The sequence below is a fragment of the Pseudomonas sp. 008 genome, assembly GCF_016861935.1.
GTDB lineage: Bacteria > Pseudomonadota > Gammaproteobacteria > Pseudomonadales > Pseudomonadaceae > Aquipseudomonas.
In genome coordinates, this window is the sequence record NZ_BOMA01000006.1 from 223,387 (window position 1) to 237,781 (window position 14,395).

At 59.2% G+C, this 14,395-nt stretch carries 13 protein-coding genes; 9 read left to right on the top strand and 4 right to left on the bottom strand.

Going from position 1 to position 14,395, the window contains the following annotated elements; genetic code table 11:
- Window positions 1-39 precede the first annotated feature (39 nt).
- Window positions 40-1,224 carry a thiolase family protein gene (locus tag JUI81_RS14725; protein WP_204124565.1) on the top strand — a complete coding sequence of 395 codons (1,185 nt, stop codon included), beginning with the start codon at window positions 40-42 and terminating at the stop codon, window positions 1,222-1,224.
- 68 nt (window positions 1,225-1,292) lie between these two features.
- Here JUI81_RS14725 and JUI81_RS14730 read toward each other — a convergent pair whose 3' ends face one another.
- The gene (locus JUI81_RS14730; RefSeq protein ID WP_204124566.1) at window positions 1,293-1,496 is read right to left on the bottom strand and encodes a DUF6316 family protein; all 204 of its coding nucleotides are present in this window, start codon (window positions 1,494-1,496) and stop codon (window positions 1,293-1,295) included.
- Window positions 1,497-1,697: 201 nt separating this feature from the next.
- Here JUI81_RS14730 and JUI81_RS14735 point away from each other — a divergent pair, with 201 nt between their 5' ends.
- Window positions 1,698-2,657, top strand: a complete 960-nt coding sequence (locus JUI81_RS14735; protein WP_204124567.1) for a DMT family transporter — start codon at window positions 1,698-1,700, stop codon at window positions 2,655-2,657.
- Window positions 2,658-2,788: 131 nt separating this feature from the next.
- On the opposite strand, the gene JUI81_RS14740 is transcribed toward JUI81_RS14735, so the two are convergent.
- The gene (locus JUI81_RS14740; RefSeq protein ID WP_204124568.1) at window positions 2,789-4,183 is read right to left on the bottom strand and encodes a class II fumarate hydratase; all 1,395 of its coding nucleotides are present in this window, start codon (window positions 4,181-4,183) and stop codon (window positions 2,789-2,791) included.
- A gap of 192 nt (window positions 4,184-4,375) precedes the next feature.
- Here JUI81_RS14740 and JUI81_RS14745 point away from each other — a divergent pair, with 192 nt between their 5' ends.
- From JUI81_RS14745 to JUI81_RS14775, 7 genes are all read left to right on the top strand, one after another.
- Window positions 4,376-4,906 carry a DUF2059 domain-containing protein gene (locus JUI81_RS14745; RefSeq protein WP_018929867.1) on the top strand — a complete coding sequence of 177 codons (531 nt, stop codon included), beginning with the start codon at window positions 4,376-4,378 and terminating at the stop codon, window positions 4,904-4,906.
- 12 nt (window positions 4,907-4,918) lie between these two features.
- Complete coding sequence (locus JUI81_RS14750) at window positions 4,919-5,218, top strand: BolA family transcriptional regulator (protein ID WP_007939900.1); 300 nt, start codon at window positions 4,919-4,921, stop codon at window positions 5,216-5,218.
- A 102-nt stretch (window positions 5,219-5,320) separates the two neighbouring features.
- Window positions 5,321-6,262 (top strand): rhodanese-related sulfurtransferase, encoded by a 942-nt coding sequence (locus JUI81_RS14755; protein WP_018929865.1) that lies wholly within the window; start codon window positions 5,321-5,323, stop codon window positions 6,260-6,262.
- A 36-nt stretch (window positions 6,263-6,298) separates the two neighbouring features.
- Window positions 6,299-6,901, top strand: coding sequence for a DsbA family protein (locus tag JUI81_RS14760; protein WP_196808877.1), 603 nt, complete (start codon window positions 6,299-6,301; stop codon window positions 6,899-6,901).
- Entirely contained in the window at window positions 6,894-8,720 is a 1,827-nt protein-coding gene (locus JUI81_RS14765; RefSeq protein WP_204124569.1) for an ABC transporter ATP-binding protein, read from the top strand. Before JUI81_RS14760 ends, JUI81_RS14765 begins: the two co-directional genes overlap by 8 nt.
- 196 nt (window positions 8,721-8,916) lie before the next feature.
- Entirely contained in the window at window positions 8,917-11,376 is a 2,460-nt protein-coding gene (locus JUI81_RS14770; protein WP_028938970.1) for an EAL domain-containing protein, read from the top strand.
- A 77-nt stretch (window positions 11,377-11,453) separates the two neighbouring features.
- Window positions 11,454-12,215: a TenA family transcriptional regulator gene (locus JUI81_RS14775; RefSeq protein WP_218584820.1), complete on the top strand. Its 762-nt coding sequence runs from the start codon at window positions 11,454-11,456 to the stop codon at window positions 12,213-12,215.
- Window positions 12,216-12,305: 90 nt separating this feature from the next.
- Here JUI81_RS14775 and JUI81_RS14780 read toward each other — a convergent pair whose 3' ends face one another.
- Window positions 12,306-13,232 (bottom strand): GGDEF domain-containing protein, encoded by a 927-nt coding sequence (locus tag JUI81_RS14780; protein ID WP_019582591.1) that lies wholly within the window; start codon window positions 13,230-13,232, stop codon window positions 12,306-12,308.
- 374 nt (window positions 13,233-13,606) lie between these two features.
- A complete protein-coding gene (locus JUI81_RS14785) occupies window positions 13,607-14,347 on the bottom strand; it encodes a YciK family oxidoreductase (protein ID WP_007939907.1) in 741 nt (246 codons plus the stop codon).
- Window positions 14,348-14,395 lie beyond the last annotated feature (48 nt).

A 14,395-nucleotide genomic window follows, 5' to 3' on the forward strand; every position in this document is an offset into this window, starting at 1 on the left:
GTCCAACTCCCGACTGACAACAACAATGAGGTGTATGCCATGCGTGAAGTGGTGATCGTCGACAGCGTGCGGACCGGCCTGGCCAAATCCTTTCGCGGCAAGTTCAACATGACCCGTCCCGACGACATGGCGGCCCACTGTGTCAACGCGCTGCTCACGCGCAATGACGTCGACCCGGCCAGCGTCGAGGATTGCATCGTCGGCGCCGGTTCCAACGAAGGTGCCCAGGGTTACAACATCGGTCGCAACGTCGCGGTGCTGTCGCACCTGGGCATCGGCACGGGTGGCATGACCCTTAACCGCTTCTGTTCGTCGGGCTTGCAGGCCATCGCGATTGCCGCCAATCAGATCGCTTCCGGTTGCAGCGACATCATCGTCGCCGGCGGTGTCGAGTCGATCAGCCTGACCATGAAAAGCGTCAACACCGACCACCTGATCAACCCGCTGCTGAAAGAGCAGGTGCCAGGTATCTATTTCCCCATGGGCCAGACGGCCGAGATCGTCGCGCGTCGTTACGGCGTCAGCCGTGAAGAGCAGGATCTGTACGCCCTGCAAAGCCAGCAACGTACCGCTCTGGCGCAGGCCTCCGGGTTGTTCAACGATGAAATCGTGCCGATGGCGGTGAAGTATCGCGTTGAAGACAAGACCACCGGCCAAGTGCAGATCCTCGACGGCATTGTCGATCACGACGACTGCAACCGCCCCGACACCACCCTGCAAAGCCTGGCGGGGTTGAAACCGGTATTTGCCGAAGACGGCTCGGTGACCGCCGGCAACTCGTCGCAGCTGTCTGACGGTGCTTCGATGACACTGGTGATGAGCCTGGAAAAAGCCCTGGCGCTGGGGCTCAAGCCCAAAGCCTTCTTTCGCGGTTTCACCGTGGCCGGGTGCCAGCCGGACGAGATGGGCATCGGCCCGGTGTTCTCGGTGCCGAAGTTGCTCAAGGCCAAGGGGTTGCAGATTGCCGACATTGATTTGTGGGAGCTCAACGAAGCGTTCGCCTCGCAATGCCTGTACAGCCGCGACCGACTGGAGATCGACAACGACAAATACAACGTCAATGGCGGCTCGATTTCCATCGGCCACCCGTTCGGCATGACCGGTTCGCGTCAGGTCGGGCACATCGTGCGCGAGTTGCAGCGGCGTAACCTGCGCTACGGCATCGTCACCATGTGCGTGGGCGGTGGGATGGGGGCTACGGGGTTGTTTGAGGCGGTGCGGTAATTCCGTGAGGTCGCCTTCGCGGGCAAGCCCATGCTATCCCGTGGGAGCGAGGCTTGCCCGCGAAGCAGTCACCTCGATGACATGTTCATGCTCAAAACCTGCATCCGCTCGATATAAGCCTGGATCTCCTTCTCGGCCGTCGCCGCATTACCGAACGGCCCCTCCAGGGTCTGTTCCCGGGTGGTGAAATACAACTCCCCATTGACACGACACAACCGGTCGCAGCGAAAGTGCGTGGCGGGGGCGGTGTCATGGGCGCGCATGCCGTACATGGGCGATCTCCTGCAGAGGGCGGTTTCAATGAGCTTATGCATGAACCCTTTGCAACGCCTGGCGAGCTGATCGACGGCATCCCGTCAATGTCATGGTGCGACCTGCACAGTTTCATTCGCGGCCCGAGGGCAACTGTCCCTGTGTCGCGCTCCGGTCTGAGCCTAGAATGAGCATTCTTGCCAATGGGCTTCGGGGGCAGCATGCATATTTCATCGGGTCGCTGGGTGTACGGTTTATTCCTGGCCTTGCTGACCGCGTTGTTGTGGGGAATTCTGCCGATCAAACTCAAGCAAGTGCTGCTGGTGATGGACCCGATAACGGTGACCTGGTTTCGCTTGATGGTGTCCGGCGGGTGCCTGTTCATATATCTGGCGGCGACCAGACGCTTGCCGAGTCGCAAAGTCCTCGGCCCGCACGGTGGCTGGTTGGTGTTGATGGCGGTACTCGGACTGGTCGGCAACTACGTGCTGTACCTGATGGGCCTGAACCTGCTCAGCCCCGGCACCGCGCAGCTGGTGGTGCAAATGGGTCCGATCATGTTGCTGATCGCCAGTCTGTTCGTGTTCAAAGAGCGTTTCAGCGTGGGGCAGGGGATTGGCCTGCTGGTGCTGCTGATCGGCTTTGCACTGTTCTTCAATCAGCGCTTGGGCGAGTTGCTCACCTCCCTGACCGATTACACCGCGGGTGTGCTGATGGTGCTGTTGGCGTCGACGGTCTGGACCTTCTATGCCTTGGGTCAGAAGCAGCTGCTCACGGTGTGGAATTCGTTGCAGGTGATGATGGTGATTTACCTGTTCTGCGCGCTGTTGCTGACACCGTGGGTGCATCCGCTGGAAGCACTGCAACTGAGCCCGCTGCAAGGCTGGCTGCTGCTGGCGTGCTGCTTGAATACCCTGATCGCGTATGGTGCCTTCGCCGAAGCCCTGGCCCATTGGGAAGCTTCGCGGGTCAGCGCGACGCTGGCGATCACGCCGCTGGTGACTTTTGCCGCGGTGGCCGTGGCGGCCTGGTTGTGGCCTGACTTTGTGCATGCCGAAACGATCAACGGTCTGGGTTATGGCGGGGCGGTGCTGGTGGTGCTCGGGTCGGCGCTGGTGGCGTTGGGGCCATCGTTGATCGCCGGGCTCAGGGCACGGCGGGTGCGGATGGCAGCCAGTTAGACCGCGTTATCGTTCATCGCGGGCAAGCCACGCTCCCACAGGTTTTGGGTCGCTCACGGGTGTTGTGATTGACACAAATCCTGTGGGAGCGTGGCTTGCCCGCGATGACTGACTGTCGGGCGCTAGAGAACTCAGCCCTTGGCACCTGCCTCCAGCATATTCTCCGGCCTCACCCACGCATCGAACTCTTCATTGGTCAGATACCCCAACTTCAACGCCGCCTCACGCAGTGTCAGCCCCTCGCTGTAGGCCTTCTTGGCAATCTCGGCTGATTTGTCGTAGCCGATGTGCGGGTTCAGCGCCGTCACCAGCATCAAGCCTCGTTCCAGATGCTCGGCCATTTTCTCGGCATCCGGTTCCAGGCCGGAGATGCAATGCTGCTGGAAGTTGCTGCAGCCGTCGCCCAGCAAGCGGATCGATTGCAGCAGGTTGTGGATGATCACCGGTTTGAACACGTTCAATTGCAGGTGCCCCTGACTGGCGGCAAAACCGATGGCGACGTCGTTGCCCAACACCTGACAGGCCAGCATCGACAACGCTTCGCACTGGGTCGGGTTGACCTTGCCAGGCATGATCGAGCTGCCCGGCTCGTTGGCCGGCAGTTTCACCTCGGCAAACCCGGCTCGTGGTCCGGAGCCCAGCACGCGCAGGTCGTTGGCGATTTTCATCAGGGTCACGGCGAGGGTTTTCAGGGCGCCGGACAGCGTGGTCAGTGGCTCATGACCGGCCAGTGCGGCGAATTTGTTCGGCGCGGTGACGAACGGCAGGCCGGAGAGGGCGGCCAGTTCGGCGGCGATCGCTTCGCCAAAACCGTGGGGTGAGTTCAATCCGGTGCCGACCGCGGTGCCGCCCTGGGCCAGTTCACAGACCGCCGGCAACGCGCTGCGGATCGCCCGCTCGGCGTAATCCAGTTGTGCGATGAACGCCGAGAGTTCCTGACCGAATGTAATCGGCGTGGCGTCCATCATGTGGGTACGACCGGTCTTGACCAGTTTCATGTGCCGCGCGGACAGCTCCGCCAAGCCGCCGGACAACTCAGCGATCGCCGGCAGCAAATGCTGTTGCACCGCCTGAACCGTCGCGATGTGCATGGCCGTGGGAAAGCAATCGTTGGAACTCTGGGAGCGGTTGACGTGATCGTTGGGGTGCACCGGGCTCTTGCCACCGCGCGGGTTGCCGGCCAGTTCGTTGGCGCGACCGGCGATCACTTCGTTGACGTTCATGTTGCTCTGGGTGCCGCTACCGGTCTGCCAGACCACCAGCGGGAACTGGTCGTCATGTTGGCCGTCGAGCACTTCGTCGGCCGCTTGTTCGATCAGGCGGGCGATGTCGGCGGGCAGGTCGCCATTACGATCGTTGACGCGTGCCGCGGCTTTCTTGATCAGGGCCAGGGCATGCAACACAGCCAGCGGCATGCGTTCGTTGCCAATGGCGAAATTAATCAGCGAGCGTTGCGTCTGAGCGCCCCAGTAAGCGTCATCCGGGACTTCCACCTGGCCCAGGCTGTCGGTTTCGATACGGCTCATCATGCACACTCCTGTAGGTCTGATAGCGCAGTTTAGGCTGTGATCGCCGGTCGTGGTTCCATCAGTCTGGAATTTGACCGTTCAACCCCTCTAAATCAGTCGCGACAAGGCTTGGGGTTGAGCGACACACTTTTTTAGGCGCAGAATGGTCGCCCTTGGGGTTATACCTCGCCTGCTAGAAAAGGAAACTCGATGACTCGTCTTCGTGCCATCTGTACCGCGGTTGCACTGGTTTGCGCCAGCGGCCAGGTTTTTGCCGATACCGCCAGCCACAACGCCAGTGCCGAAGCTTTCCTGACCCTGGCGCACGCTGACAAACTGGGCACTCCGGTGTACATGCAAGTGCAGCAAATGTTCGCTCAGCGCTTTGAACAGACCAAAGCCCCTGAGTCGAAGAAAGCCGTTCTGGAAACTTATCAGGCCAAGGCCAACGCAGCGCTGGACGCAGCCATTGGCTGGAACAAGCTGAAGCCGGACATGGTCAAGCTCTACACCACCAACTTCAGCGAATCCGAGCTCAAGGATCTGGTGGCGTTCTACCAGTCGCCACTGGGCAAGAAAGTCCTGGAAAAAATGCCGCAGCTGACTCAGCAGTCGGCCCAGATGACTCAAGCCAAGCTGGAAAGCGCGGTGCCTGTGGTCAACAAACTGCTGGCTGACATGACTAACGAGCTGGATCCTAAAGCCGGCGCCGCTGCTCCTGCAGCCAAGAAAAAGCCTTAAGCGGAGCCGGGTATGACCATGCAACAACGCATCGAATCGACGCTGGGGCTGCTGCAGCCCGAGCACCTGCAAGTACTGGATGAAAGCCACATGCACAGCCGTGGCTTGCAGACCCACTTCAAGGCGGTGGTGGTCAGCCGGCAGTTCGAAGGGCTCAATCGCGTCAAGCGTCACCAGAAGGTGTACGGCACTTTGGGCGAACTGATGGGCGAGTTCCATGCGTTGGCGCTGCATACCTACACGCCTGAGGAATGGGCGCAGATCGACGCGGCTCCGGCCTCGCCGACCTGTGCTGGCGGCAGCAAGCATTAACCCTTGGTTTTTTGCTAGAATCCGCAACGCGCCGCTCACCCGGCGCGTTTTTTTTCGCATCCGGTTCACCCCTTACGAGGGTAGCCACCTGGAGAATTACCCATGACACAACAGATTGTCGTGGCGGCACTGTATAAGTTCGTCACCCTGGAAAATTACGTTGATCTGCGCGAGCCACTGCTGCAAGCGATGATCGACAACGGCATCAAAGGCACGCTGCTGATCGCCGAAGAAGGCATCAACGGCACCGTGTCCGGCAGCCGCGAAGGCATTGACGGGCTGATGGCCTGGCTCAAGAACGACCCGCGCATGGACGACATCGACCACAAAGAGTCGTACTGCGACGAACAGCCGTTCTACCGCACCAAAGTCAAACTCAAGAAAGAAATCGTCACCTTGGGCGTTGAGGGCGTGGACCCGAACAAAAAGGTCGGCACCTATGTGGATCCGCAGAACTGGAACGCGCTCATCAGCGATCCGGAAGTGCTGTTGATCGACACCCGCAATGACTACGAAGTCTCGATCGGCACCTTCGAAGGCGCCATCGATCCGAAGACCACCAGTTTTCGCGAATTCCCCGACTACATCAAAGCCAACTTCGACCCGGCCGTGCACAAGAAAGTCGCGATGTTCTGCACCGGCGGCATTCGTTGTGAGAAGGCGTCGAGCTACATGCTCAGCCAGGGTTTCGACGAGGTTTATCACCTCAAGGGCGGCATCCTGAAGTACCTCGAAGAGGTGCCGCAGGAAGAAACCAAATGGCAGGGCGACTGTTTCGTGTTCGATAACCGCGTGACCGTTCGTCACGATCTCAGCGAAGGCGACTACGATCAATGTCATGCCTGTCGTACGCCCGTCAGCGTTGAAGACCGCGCATCCGAGCACTATGTGGCCGGCATCAGTTGCCCGCATTGCTGGGATAAGCTGAGCGAGAAAACCCGTCGCAGTGCCATCGACCGGCAGAAGCAGATCGAACTGGCCAAGGCGCGCAACATGCCGCACCCGATCGGTTACAACTACAAGCAATCCGCTTCCGAGGCTTGAACCATGTCTGCACGCCTGCTCTATGTGATGGATCCGATGTGTTCCTGGTGCTGGGGCTTCGCTCCGGTGGCCAAAGCGCTGGTTGAGCAGGCGCAGGCGGCGGGTGTGGAGTTGCATCTGGTGGTGGGTGGTTTGCGCACCGGCAGTGGCGCGGCGCTGGAGCCGACCACCCGACGCTACATTCTTGAGCACTGGCAGGCGGTTCACGAGGCCACCGGCCAGCCGTTCAAATTTGAAGGCGCGTTGCCCGACGGGTTTGTCTACGACACCGAGCCTGCCTGTCGGGCGCTGGTGACCGCGCGCAGCCTGGCGCCAGATTGCGCCTGGACATTGCTCGGGCTGATCCAGCACGCGTTCTACACCGAAGGTCGCGATGTCACTCGTGCCAGCGTGTTGGTGGAGCTGGCGGAGAAGGCCGGTTTGCCGCGCATCGAATTTGCCGCAGCCTTCGACCGTGCCGATCAGCACGCTGCGACCGCCGCCGATTTCACTTGGGTCCAGGACTTGGGCATTGCCGGTTTCCCGACCTTGCTGGCAGAGCGCAATGGTCAATTGGCGCTGCTGACCAATGGCTATCAGCCCCTGAGCGAGTTGTCACCGTTGCTCGGCCGCTGGCTGGAGCGCGCTGCCTGTGCATGATCTGCCCGATGATGCAGCAGCTCCCAAACGTGTCGATCGGCTGAGCTGGGCGGAAATCCGCCGCCTGGCCCTTCATCATAAAAAATCCCTGTGGATCGCCAACGGCGTTGCGGTATTGGCAACGCTGTGCAGCGTGCCGATCCCGTTGCTGTTGCCGTTGCTGGTGGACGAAGTGCTGCTGGGCCACGGTGACGTTGCACTGAAAGTCATGAACCACGCACTGCCCGACGTCTGGCAGAAAGCCGCGGGTTATATCGGCCTGATGCTGCTGGTGACCCTGGCGCTGCGTTGCGCCGCGTTGTTGTTCAACGTGGTGCAGGCGAAATTGTTTGCGGCGCTGGCCAAGGACATCGTGTATCGGATTCGGGTGCGGTTGATCGACCGGCTCAAGCGCATCTCGCTGGGCGAATACGAAAGCCTGGGCAGCGGCACGGTGACCACGCACCTGGTCACCGACCTGGATACCCTGGACAAATTCGTCGGCGAAACCCTCAGTCGTTTCCTCGTGGCGATGCTGACGCTGGTGGGCACCGCATCGATCCTGATGTGGATGCACTGGAAACTCGCGCTGCTGATTCTGCTGTTCAACCCGCTGGTGATCTACGCCACGGTGCAGTTGGGCAAGCGGGTCAAACATCTGAAGAAGCTCGAGAACGACAGCACCTCACGCTTCACCCAAGCCTTGACCGAAACCCTGGACGCTATCCAGGAAGTGCGTGCCGGTAATCGTCAGGGGTTTTTCCTCGGACGGTTGGGGCAGCGAGCGCGGGAAGTGCGCGATTACGCGGTGAGCTCGCAGTGGAAAACCGATGCATCGAACCGGGCCAGCGGTTTGCTGTTCCAGTTCGGCATCGATATTTTCCGCGCCGCAGCCATGCTCACCGTGCTGTTTTCCGACCTATCCATCGGCCAGATGCTGGCGGTGTTCAGCTACCTGTGGTTCATGATCGGTCCGGTGGAGCAGCTGCTCAATCTGCAGTACGCCTTTTACGCCGCCGGCGGTGCGCTGTCGCGGATCAACGAGTTGCTGGCCCGTGCCGACGAGCCGCAATACACCGGCAGTGTCGATCCGTTCCAAGGGCGCGACACGGTGGGCATCGAAGTGCAGGGGCTGAGTTTCGGCTACGGCGACGAGTTGGTGCTGAACCAAATGAACCTGTCGATTGCCCCCGGTGAAAAAGTCGCGATTGTCGGCGCCAGCGGGGGGGGCAAAAGTACTCTGGTGCAGTTACTGTTGGGCCTGTACACGCCGCTGGCCGGGACCATCCGTTTCGGTGGTTCGACTCAGCAAGAAATCGGCCTGGAAACTGTGCGCGAAAATGTCGCCGTGGTCCTGCAACATCCCGCCCTGTTCAACGACACCGTGCGCGCCAACCTGACCATGGGCCGCGAACGCAGTGACGAAGCCTGCTGGCAGGCATTGGAAATTGCTCAACTGCACCACACGGTGCGTGCATTGCCCAACGGTCTGGACAGTATCGTCGGGCGATCCGGTGTGCGTTTATCCGGCGGGCAGCGTCAACGCCTGGCGATTGCCCGAATGGTGTTGGCCGAGCCCAAAGTGGTGATCCTCGACGAGGCCACGTCCGCACTGGACGCGGCCACCGAATACAACCTGCACCAGGCGCTGGCGCGGTTCTTGAGCCGCCGCACCACGTTGATCATTGCGCACCGATTGTCGGCCGTGAAGCAGGCCGATCGAGTGTTGGTGTTCGATGGCGGGCAGGTTGCCGAGGATGGCGACCATCAGCAGTTGATTGCCGATGGTGGTTTGTACGCCAAGCTTTATGGGCATTTGCAGCAAATTCAACGACCTTGAACTTTGTACGGTTTTCTGTGCTTAGTGTTTGAGCGGTCCCGAGGAATTTTGGCGTTTTTTGCGCTCTGTCTGGCCAGACAATCGGATTGCAGTGGTGTGCTCGATGATTCGAAGTGTCGGAAATTAGCCTAGTCTGTGCTGTCAGGTGCGGGATTTATTTGGGTGTTCATCCGGCAATGCTTATGCAAGGGACCTCATGAAGCAAAAACGGACTCTCGGAACGCCACGGCTGTTGGGCATCGTCTGGCCATTTATCGCCGTTGTGTTGTTTCAGGCATTGTTGGGCGGCGTCAGTCTTTACGTTCTTTCAGCGGTTCGTGGCTACGTCGGCGGTGAGAGCCTGTGGTCCAAGGGCCAGAAAGACGCCATCTATTACCTCAATCTCTACGCCGACAGTCGCGACGAGACGATTTTTCTCAAATACCAGAACGCGATTGCCGTGCCTCAGGGCGGCCATGAGTTGCGTATGGCGCTGGATCATCAGCCACCGAATATCGAGGCCGCGCGGCTCGCGATTCTCAAGGGCGGCAATCACCCGGACGACGTCCCCAGCCTGATTTGGCTGTACCTCAATTTCCGGCATTTCAGTTACCTGGAAAAAGCCATCGAACTCTGGACGATCGGTGACGAGTACCTGGTGCGGCTCGATGACGTCGCGCGGGAAATGCATCAGGGTATCGTCGATAACCAGGCCACCGATGCCGATATCAAGCACTGGAAGGCGCAGATTTTGGCCATCAACGATGGCGTGACGCCCCCTGCCAAAGCGTTCAGCGATGCCTTGGGCGAGGGCTCGCGCATGATTCTCCGGCTGCTGCTGGCGACGAACCTCGCCACAGCGCTGGGCCTGATCGTGCTGGCCTTGCTGCGTACCCACAAACTACTCGAACAGCGGCATGCCTTCGCCGATGCCTTGCAGTTGGAGAAAGACCGGGCGCAGATCACCCTGCAATCGATTGGCGACGGGGTGATCACCACCGACGTCGAGGGCGCGATTGCCTACATGAACCCGGCCGCCGAGGCCTTGACTCACTGGAAGGCCGAACAGGCGACGGGGTTGCCATTGGCGGCGCTGTTCAATCTGCTGGACGAGAACGCTCAGGCCGACGGTTTTACCTTGATCGAACACATTTTGAGCGGCCAGCTCAGTGGCGGTAGCGAACATTCCAAACTGATCCAGCGACTGGATGGCAGCACGGTTTCGGTCACCTTGGTCGGTGCGCCGATCCGCAATGCGGGCAAGGTCAGTGGCACCGTGCTGGTGCTGCATGACATGACCCAAGAGCGGCAGTACATCGCCAATCTGTCCTGGCAGGCGACCCATGACGCCTTGACCGGGCTGGCCAACCGCCGCGAATTCGAATATCGCCTGGAACAGGCCCTGCATGGCCTGATGCGACAAGCGGGACGTCACGCCTTGATGTTCCTCGATCTGGATCAATTCAAACTGGTCAACGACACCTGCGGTCATGCTGCCGGCGATGAGTTGTTGCGGCATATTTGTGCGTTGCTGCAATCAGGATTGCGCGAAGGCGACACCCTGGCCCGATTGGGGGGTGACGAGTTCGGCATTCTGTTGGAAAACTGTGCGCCGGAAGCGGCTGAGAAAATTGCCGAAGTCCTGCGCCAGACTGTGCAGAACCTGCATTTTGTCTGGAAAGGCCGGCCGTTCGTGACCACGGTGAGCATTGGTCTGGTGCACGTCACTCAGAGTCCGGCCACCCTCGAAGCCTCGCTGCGAGCTGCTGATATGGCCTGTTACATGGCCAAGGAAAAGGGCCGCAACCGGGTTCAGGTCTATCACGCCGACGATTCGGAACTGTCCCTGCGCTATGGTGAGATGGCCTGGGTGCAACGCCTGCACATGGCGTTGGAGGAGGACCGCTTTTGCCTCTACTCCCAGGAAATCGCGCCTCTGGGTCTTGGCGAGCGGGACGGCGGACATATCGAAATCCTGCTGCGCCTGCATGACGAAGCCGGGCGCATGATTCTACCGGACAGTTTCATTCCGGCCGCCGAGCGTTATGGTTTGATGACGTCGCTTGACCGCTGGGTGGTGGAGAACGTTTTCAAGGTCATTGCCCAGGCCATCGCCCAAGAGGGCGAAGAGCCGCTGGCCATGTGTGCGATAAATCTGTCAGGTATTACTATCGGAGATGAGGCGTTTCTGGACTTCCTTCGTGAACAGTTTGTTGCATATTCAATTCCACCTGAAATGATTTGTTTTGAAATTACAGAAACCAGTGCGATTTCCAATTTGCCTAGCGCAATTAGATTTATTAATGAACTCAAAGGCTTAGGTTGCCACTTCTCATTAGATGACTTCTGCGCCGGTATGTCCTCATTCGCTTACTTGAAACATTTACCTGTAGACTTCCTGAAGATCGACGGGAGTTTCGTAAAGGATATGCTGGACGACCCGATTAACCGCGCCATGGTCGAAGTGATCAATCACATCGGGCATGTCATGGGTAAGCGTACGATTGCCGAGTTCGTTGAAACACCTCAGATCGAGCAGGCATTGCTGGAGATCGGGGTGGATTACGCTCAAGGGTATCTGATTGAACGCCCGCATCTGTTTACCTGCGACAGTTTACAAAGTCGTCCTGCCAGGCCACGGCCTTTGTTATTCAAGGCGCCCGGCACGTTCCGTTGAAATCTCTTGTTGATCTGAAAATCACAATCAAAAGGAGCGCGACAGTGATCGACACATTCAACAGAACCGGACCCCTCATGGAAGCTGCAAGTTACCCCGCCTGGGCTCAGCAATTGATTCAGGATTGCAGCGAGAGCAAGCGCCGCGTCGTCGAACATGAACTGTACCAGCGGATGCGCGATAACAAGCTCAGCGCAAAAACCATGCGTCAGTACCTCATTGGTGGCTGGCCGGTGGTCGAACAGTTCGCCTTATACATGGCACAGAACCTGGCCAAGACCCGTTTTGCACGCCACCCTGGCGAAGACATGGCGCGTCGCTGGCTGATGCGCAATATTCGCGTCGAACTGAACCATGCCGATTACTGGGTGCACTGGAGCCGTGCTCACGGTATCAGCCTGGAAGATCTGCAGGCGCAACAGGTTGCCCCTGAACTTCACGCCTTGAGTCACTGGTGCTGGCACACCAGTTCGTCGGACTCGCTGATCGTGGCTATCGCCGCCACCAACTATGCCATCGAGGGTGCTACCGGGGAGTGGTCGGCGCTGGTCTGTTCCAGTGGCGTCTATGCGGCATCGTTCCCCGAGGAAGATCGCAAGCGGGCGATGAAGTGGTTGAAGATGCACGCCCAGTACGACGATGCCCATCCTTGGGAAGCGCTGGAAATCATCTGCACCCTGGCGGGGCTGAACCCGAGCAAATCCCTGCAAATGGAATTGCGCCAGGCGGTCTGCAAAAGTTACGACTACATGTACCTGTTCCTGGAGCGATGCATGCAGTTGGAACTGGCAGCAAAAGCCCCGGTAGTCCGTGAGCGGATGGCGTTGGCCGAGAGTTGATCCGAAGGCTACACAAAACAACTGTAGGAGCTAGCCTGTGTGGCGAGGGGACAAGCCCCCTCGCCACACATTTGATTATCGGGGGCTGACTCAGCCCGCCATCGCCAACCGGTTACGCCCCTCGCGCTTGGCCACATACAGCGCACTATCGGCTCGTCGCAACAGGCTCTCGGCAGACTCGCCGGGCAGCAGGGTCGAGCAACCCAGGCTGACCGTCAGTTCGATGGCCTTGCCTTCGGCCACATAGTCCTGAGCCTGCGCAGCGAACCGCAGTCGTTCGCCGACCATGGCCGCGGCTTCCCGGCTGGTGTTGGACAGCAAGATCATGAATTCTTCGCCTCCAAACCGGAACACCATGTCCACGTTACGCAACTGGCTTTTGATCGAGGCTGCGACGGCCTTGAGCACTTCATCGCCGGCGCTGTGCCCGTAGGTGTCATTGATTTGTTTGAAGTGATCGATGTCCAGCATCAGCAGCGACAGGGGCTGTGAGTGTCGGCGCGACATCTCGATTTCCCGTTGCAGCGTCTGATCCATCGCGATGCGATTGCCGGTGTCGGTCAGCGGGTCGCGCAAGGCGCTTTGGGTGGCGGCACGGTAGAGCAGGGCATTGCGCATCGGGTAGAGAAGCGCTGATAACAGCGATTCCAGATGGCCTTGCTCCTCATCGCTGAAACGCTGATTGCGACGGAACACCAGTTCACCCAATTGCTCGCCTTCATGACTGAGGCTGTAGCTGATCGAATGATGACCTCGCTGGCCGAACTGCAGGCGCAAGTCGCTGGGCTGATGCTCATAATTCAAGGCATCCAGCGGTACAAGGCGCTGAATTTCACGGAAGAAAAGTCCGAGAATGCGTTGCGGCTCAAGACTGGTTTGCAGTTGCAGGCCCAGCTCCTGACGCAATTGCGCAAGACTGACGGGCCGCTCCAGAAGGGGAGGCTGCTGACCAAAGCCCAGGCGTTGCAATTTGGCGCTGTCGAAGTCAATTGCGTTGGTCTGGGAAGGCGATTTCATATGGCGTGAGCCCCTAAACAGTAAGACTGTCTTACAGGCTGGGTGAGAGCGGCTTTGGGCTGCGCGTCATACTGGTCCATCAGTCCCGTAGGACATTTGGCACGAGTTTAGTCCGCTTTGCCGAAGATTAGTAACCTCTCGGCTCAAGCTCTGCCCCGTCTGCTTTCACACGGCGTGTCTGAGCAAAATTAGAGCGAAAGTCGTGCCATTCAGTTCAGTCGGCTAAAAAGCGTTCTAAATCAACAAGGTTGGGGAGGTTGCGAAGGATGGTGTCGGGGATGTTGGCATTTATTTGACTTGAAACAGCAACAGTTATCAGGGGCTTTGCGTGCCGCGACGGGAAGTCGTCGCGGCACAAAAGCGACGCACGGGCATTACTGAGCGTCGAACGCCTGACCGTTGATGCCGGTACTGTCCGGCCCCATCAAGTAAAGGTAGACCGGCATGATCTCCTCGGGTGTCGGGTTGTTCAGCGGATTTTCCCCAGGGTAGGCCTGAGCACGCATGCTGGTGCGGGTGGCGCCGGGGTTGATGCTGTTGGAGCGCACGGGGGCGACGGTGTCTACTTCGTCGGCCAGGGTTTGCATCAGGCCTTCGGTGGCGAACTTGGACACGCCGTAAGCGCCCCAATACGCACGACCCTTGCGACCGACGCTGCTGGAGGTGAACACCACCGAGGCGTCCTGCGACAGCTTGAGCAGCGGCAGCAGGGTGCTGGTGAGCATGAACATGGCGTTGACGTTGACTTGCATGACGCGCATGAAGTTCTCGCCGGACAACTGCTCGATCGGCGTGCGTGGGCCGATGATCGACGCGTTGTGCAGCAAGCCGTCGAGGTGGCCGAATTCGGTTTCGATCATGGCCGCCAGTTCATCGTATTGGTGGGGCAGGGCGGTTTCCAGGTTGAACGGGATCACTACCGGTTGTGGATGCCCAGCCGCTTCGATTTCGTCGTAGACCTGAGTCAGATTGGCTTCGGTCTTGCCCAGCAGCAACACGGTGGCGCCATGAGCAGCGTAGGTTTTCGCGGCGGCAGCACCGATGCCTCGGCCAGCGCCGGTGACCAGGATAACCCGGTCCTTGAGCAATTCAGGACGGGCGGAATAATCAAACATAAAAAACCTCACAACAATTCAACGTAGGCATGCATCGCATCTGTGGCA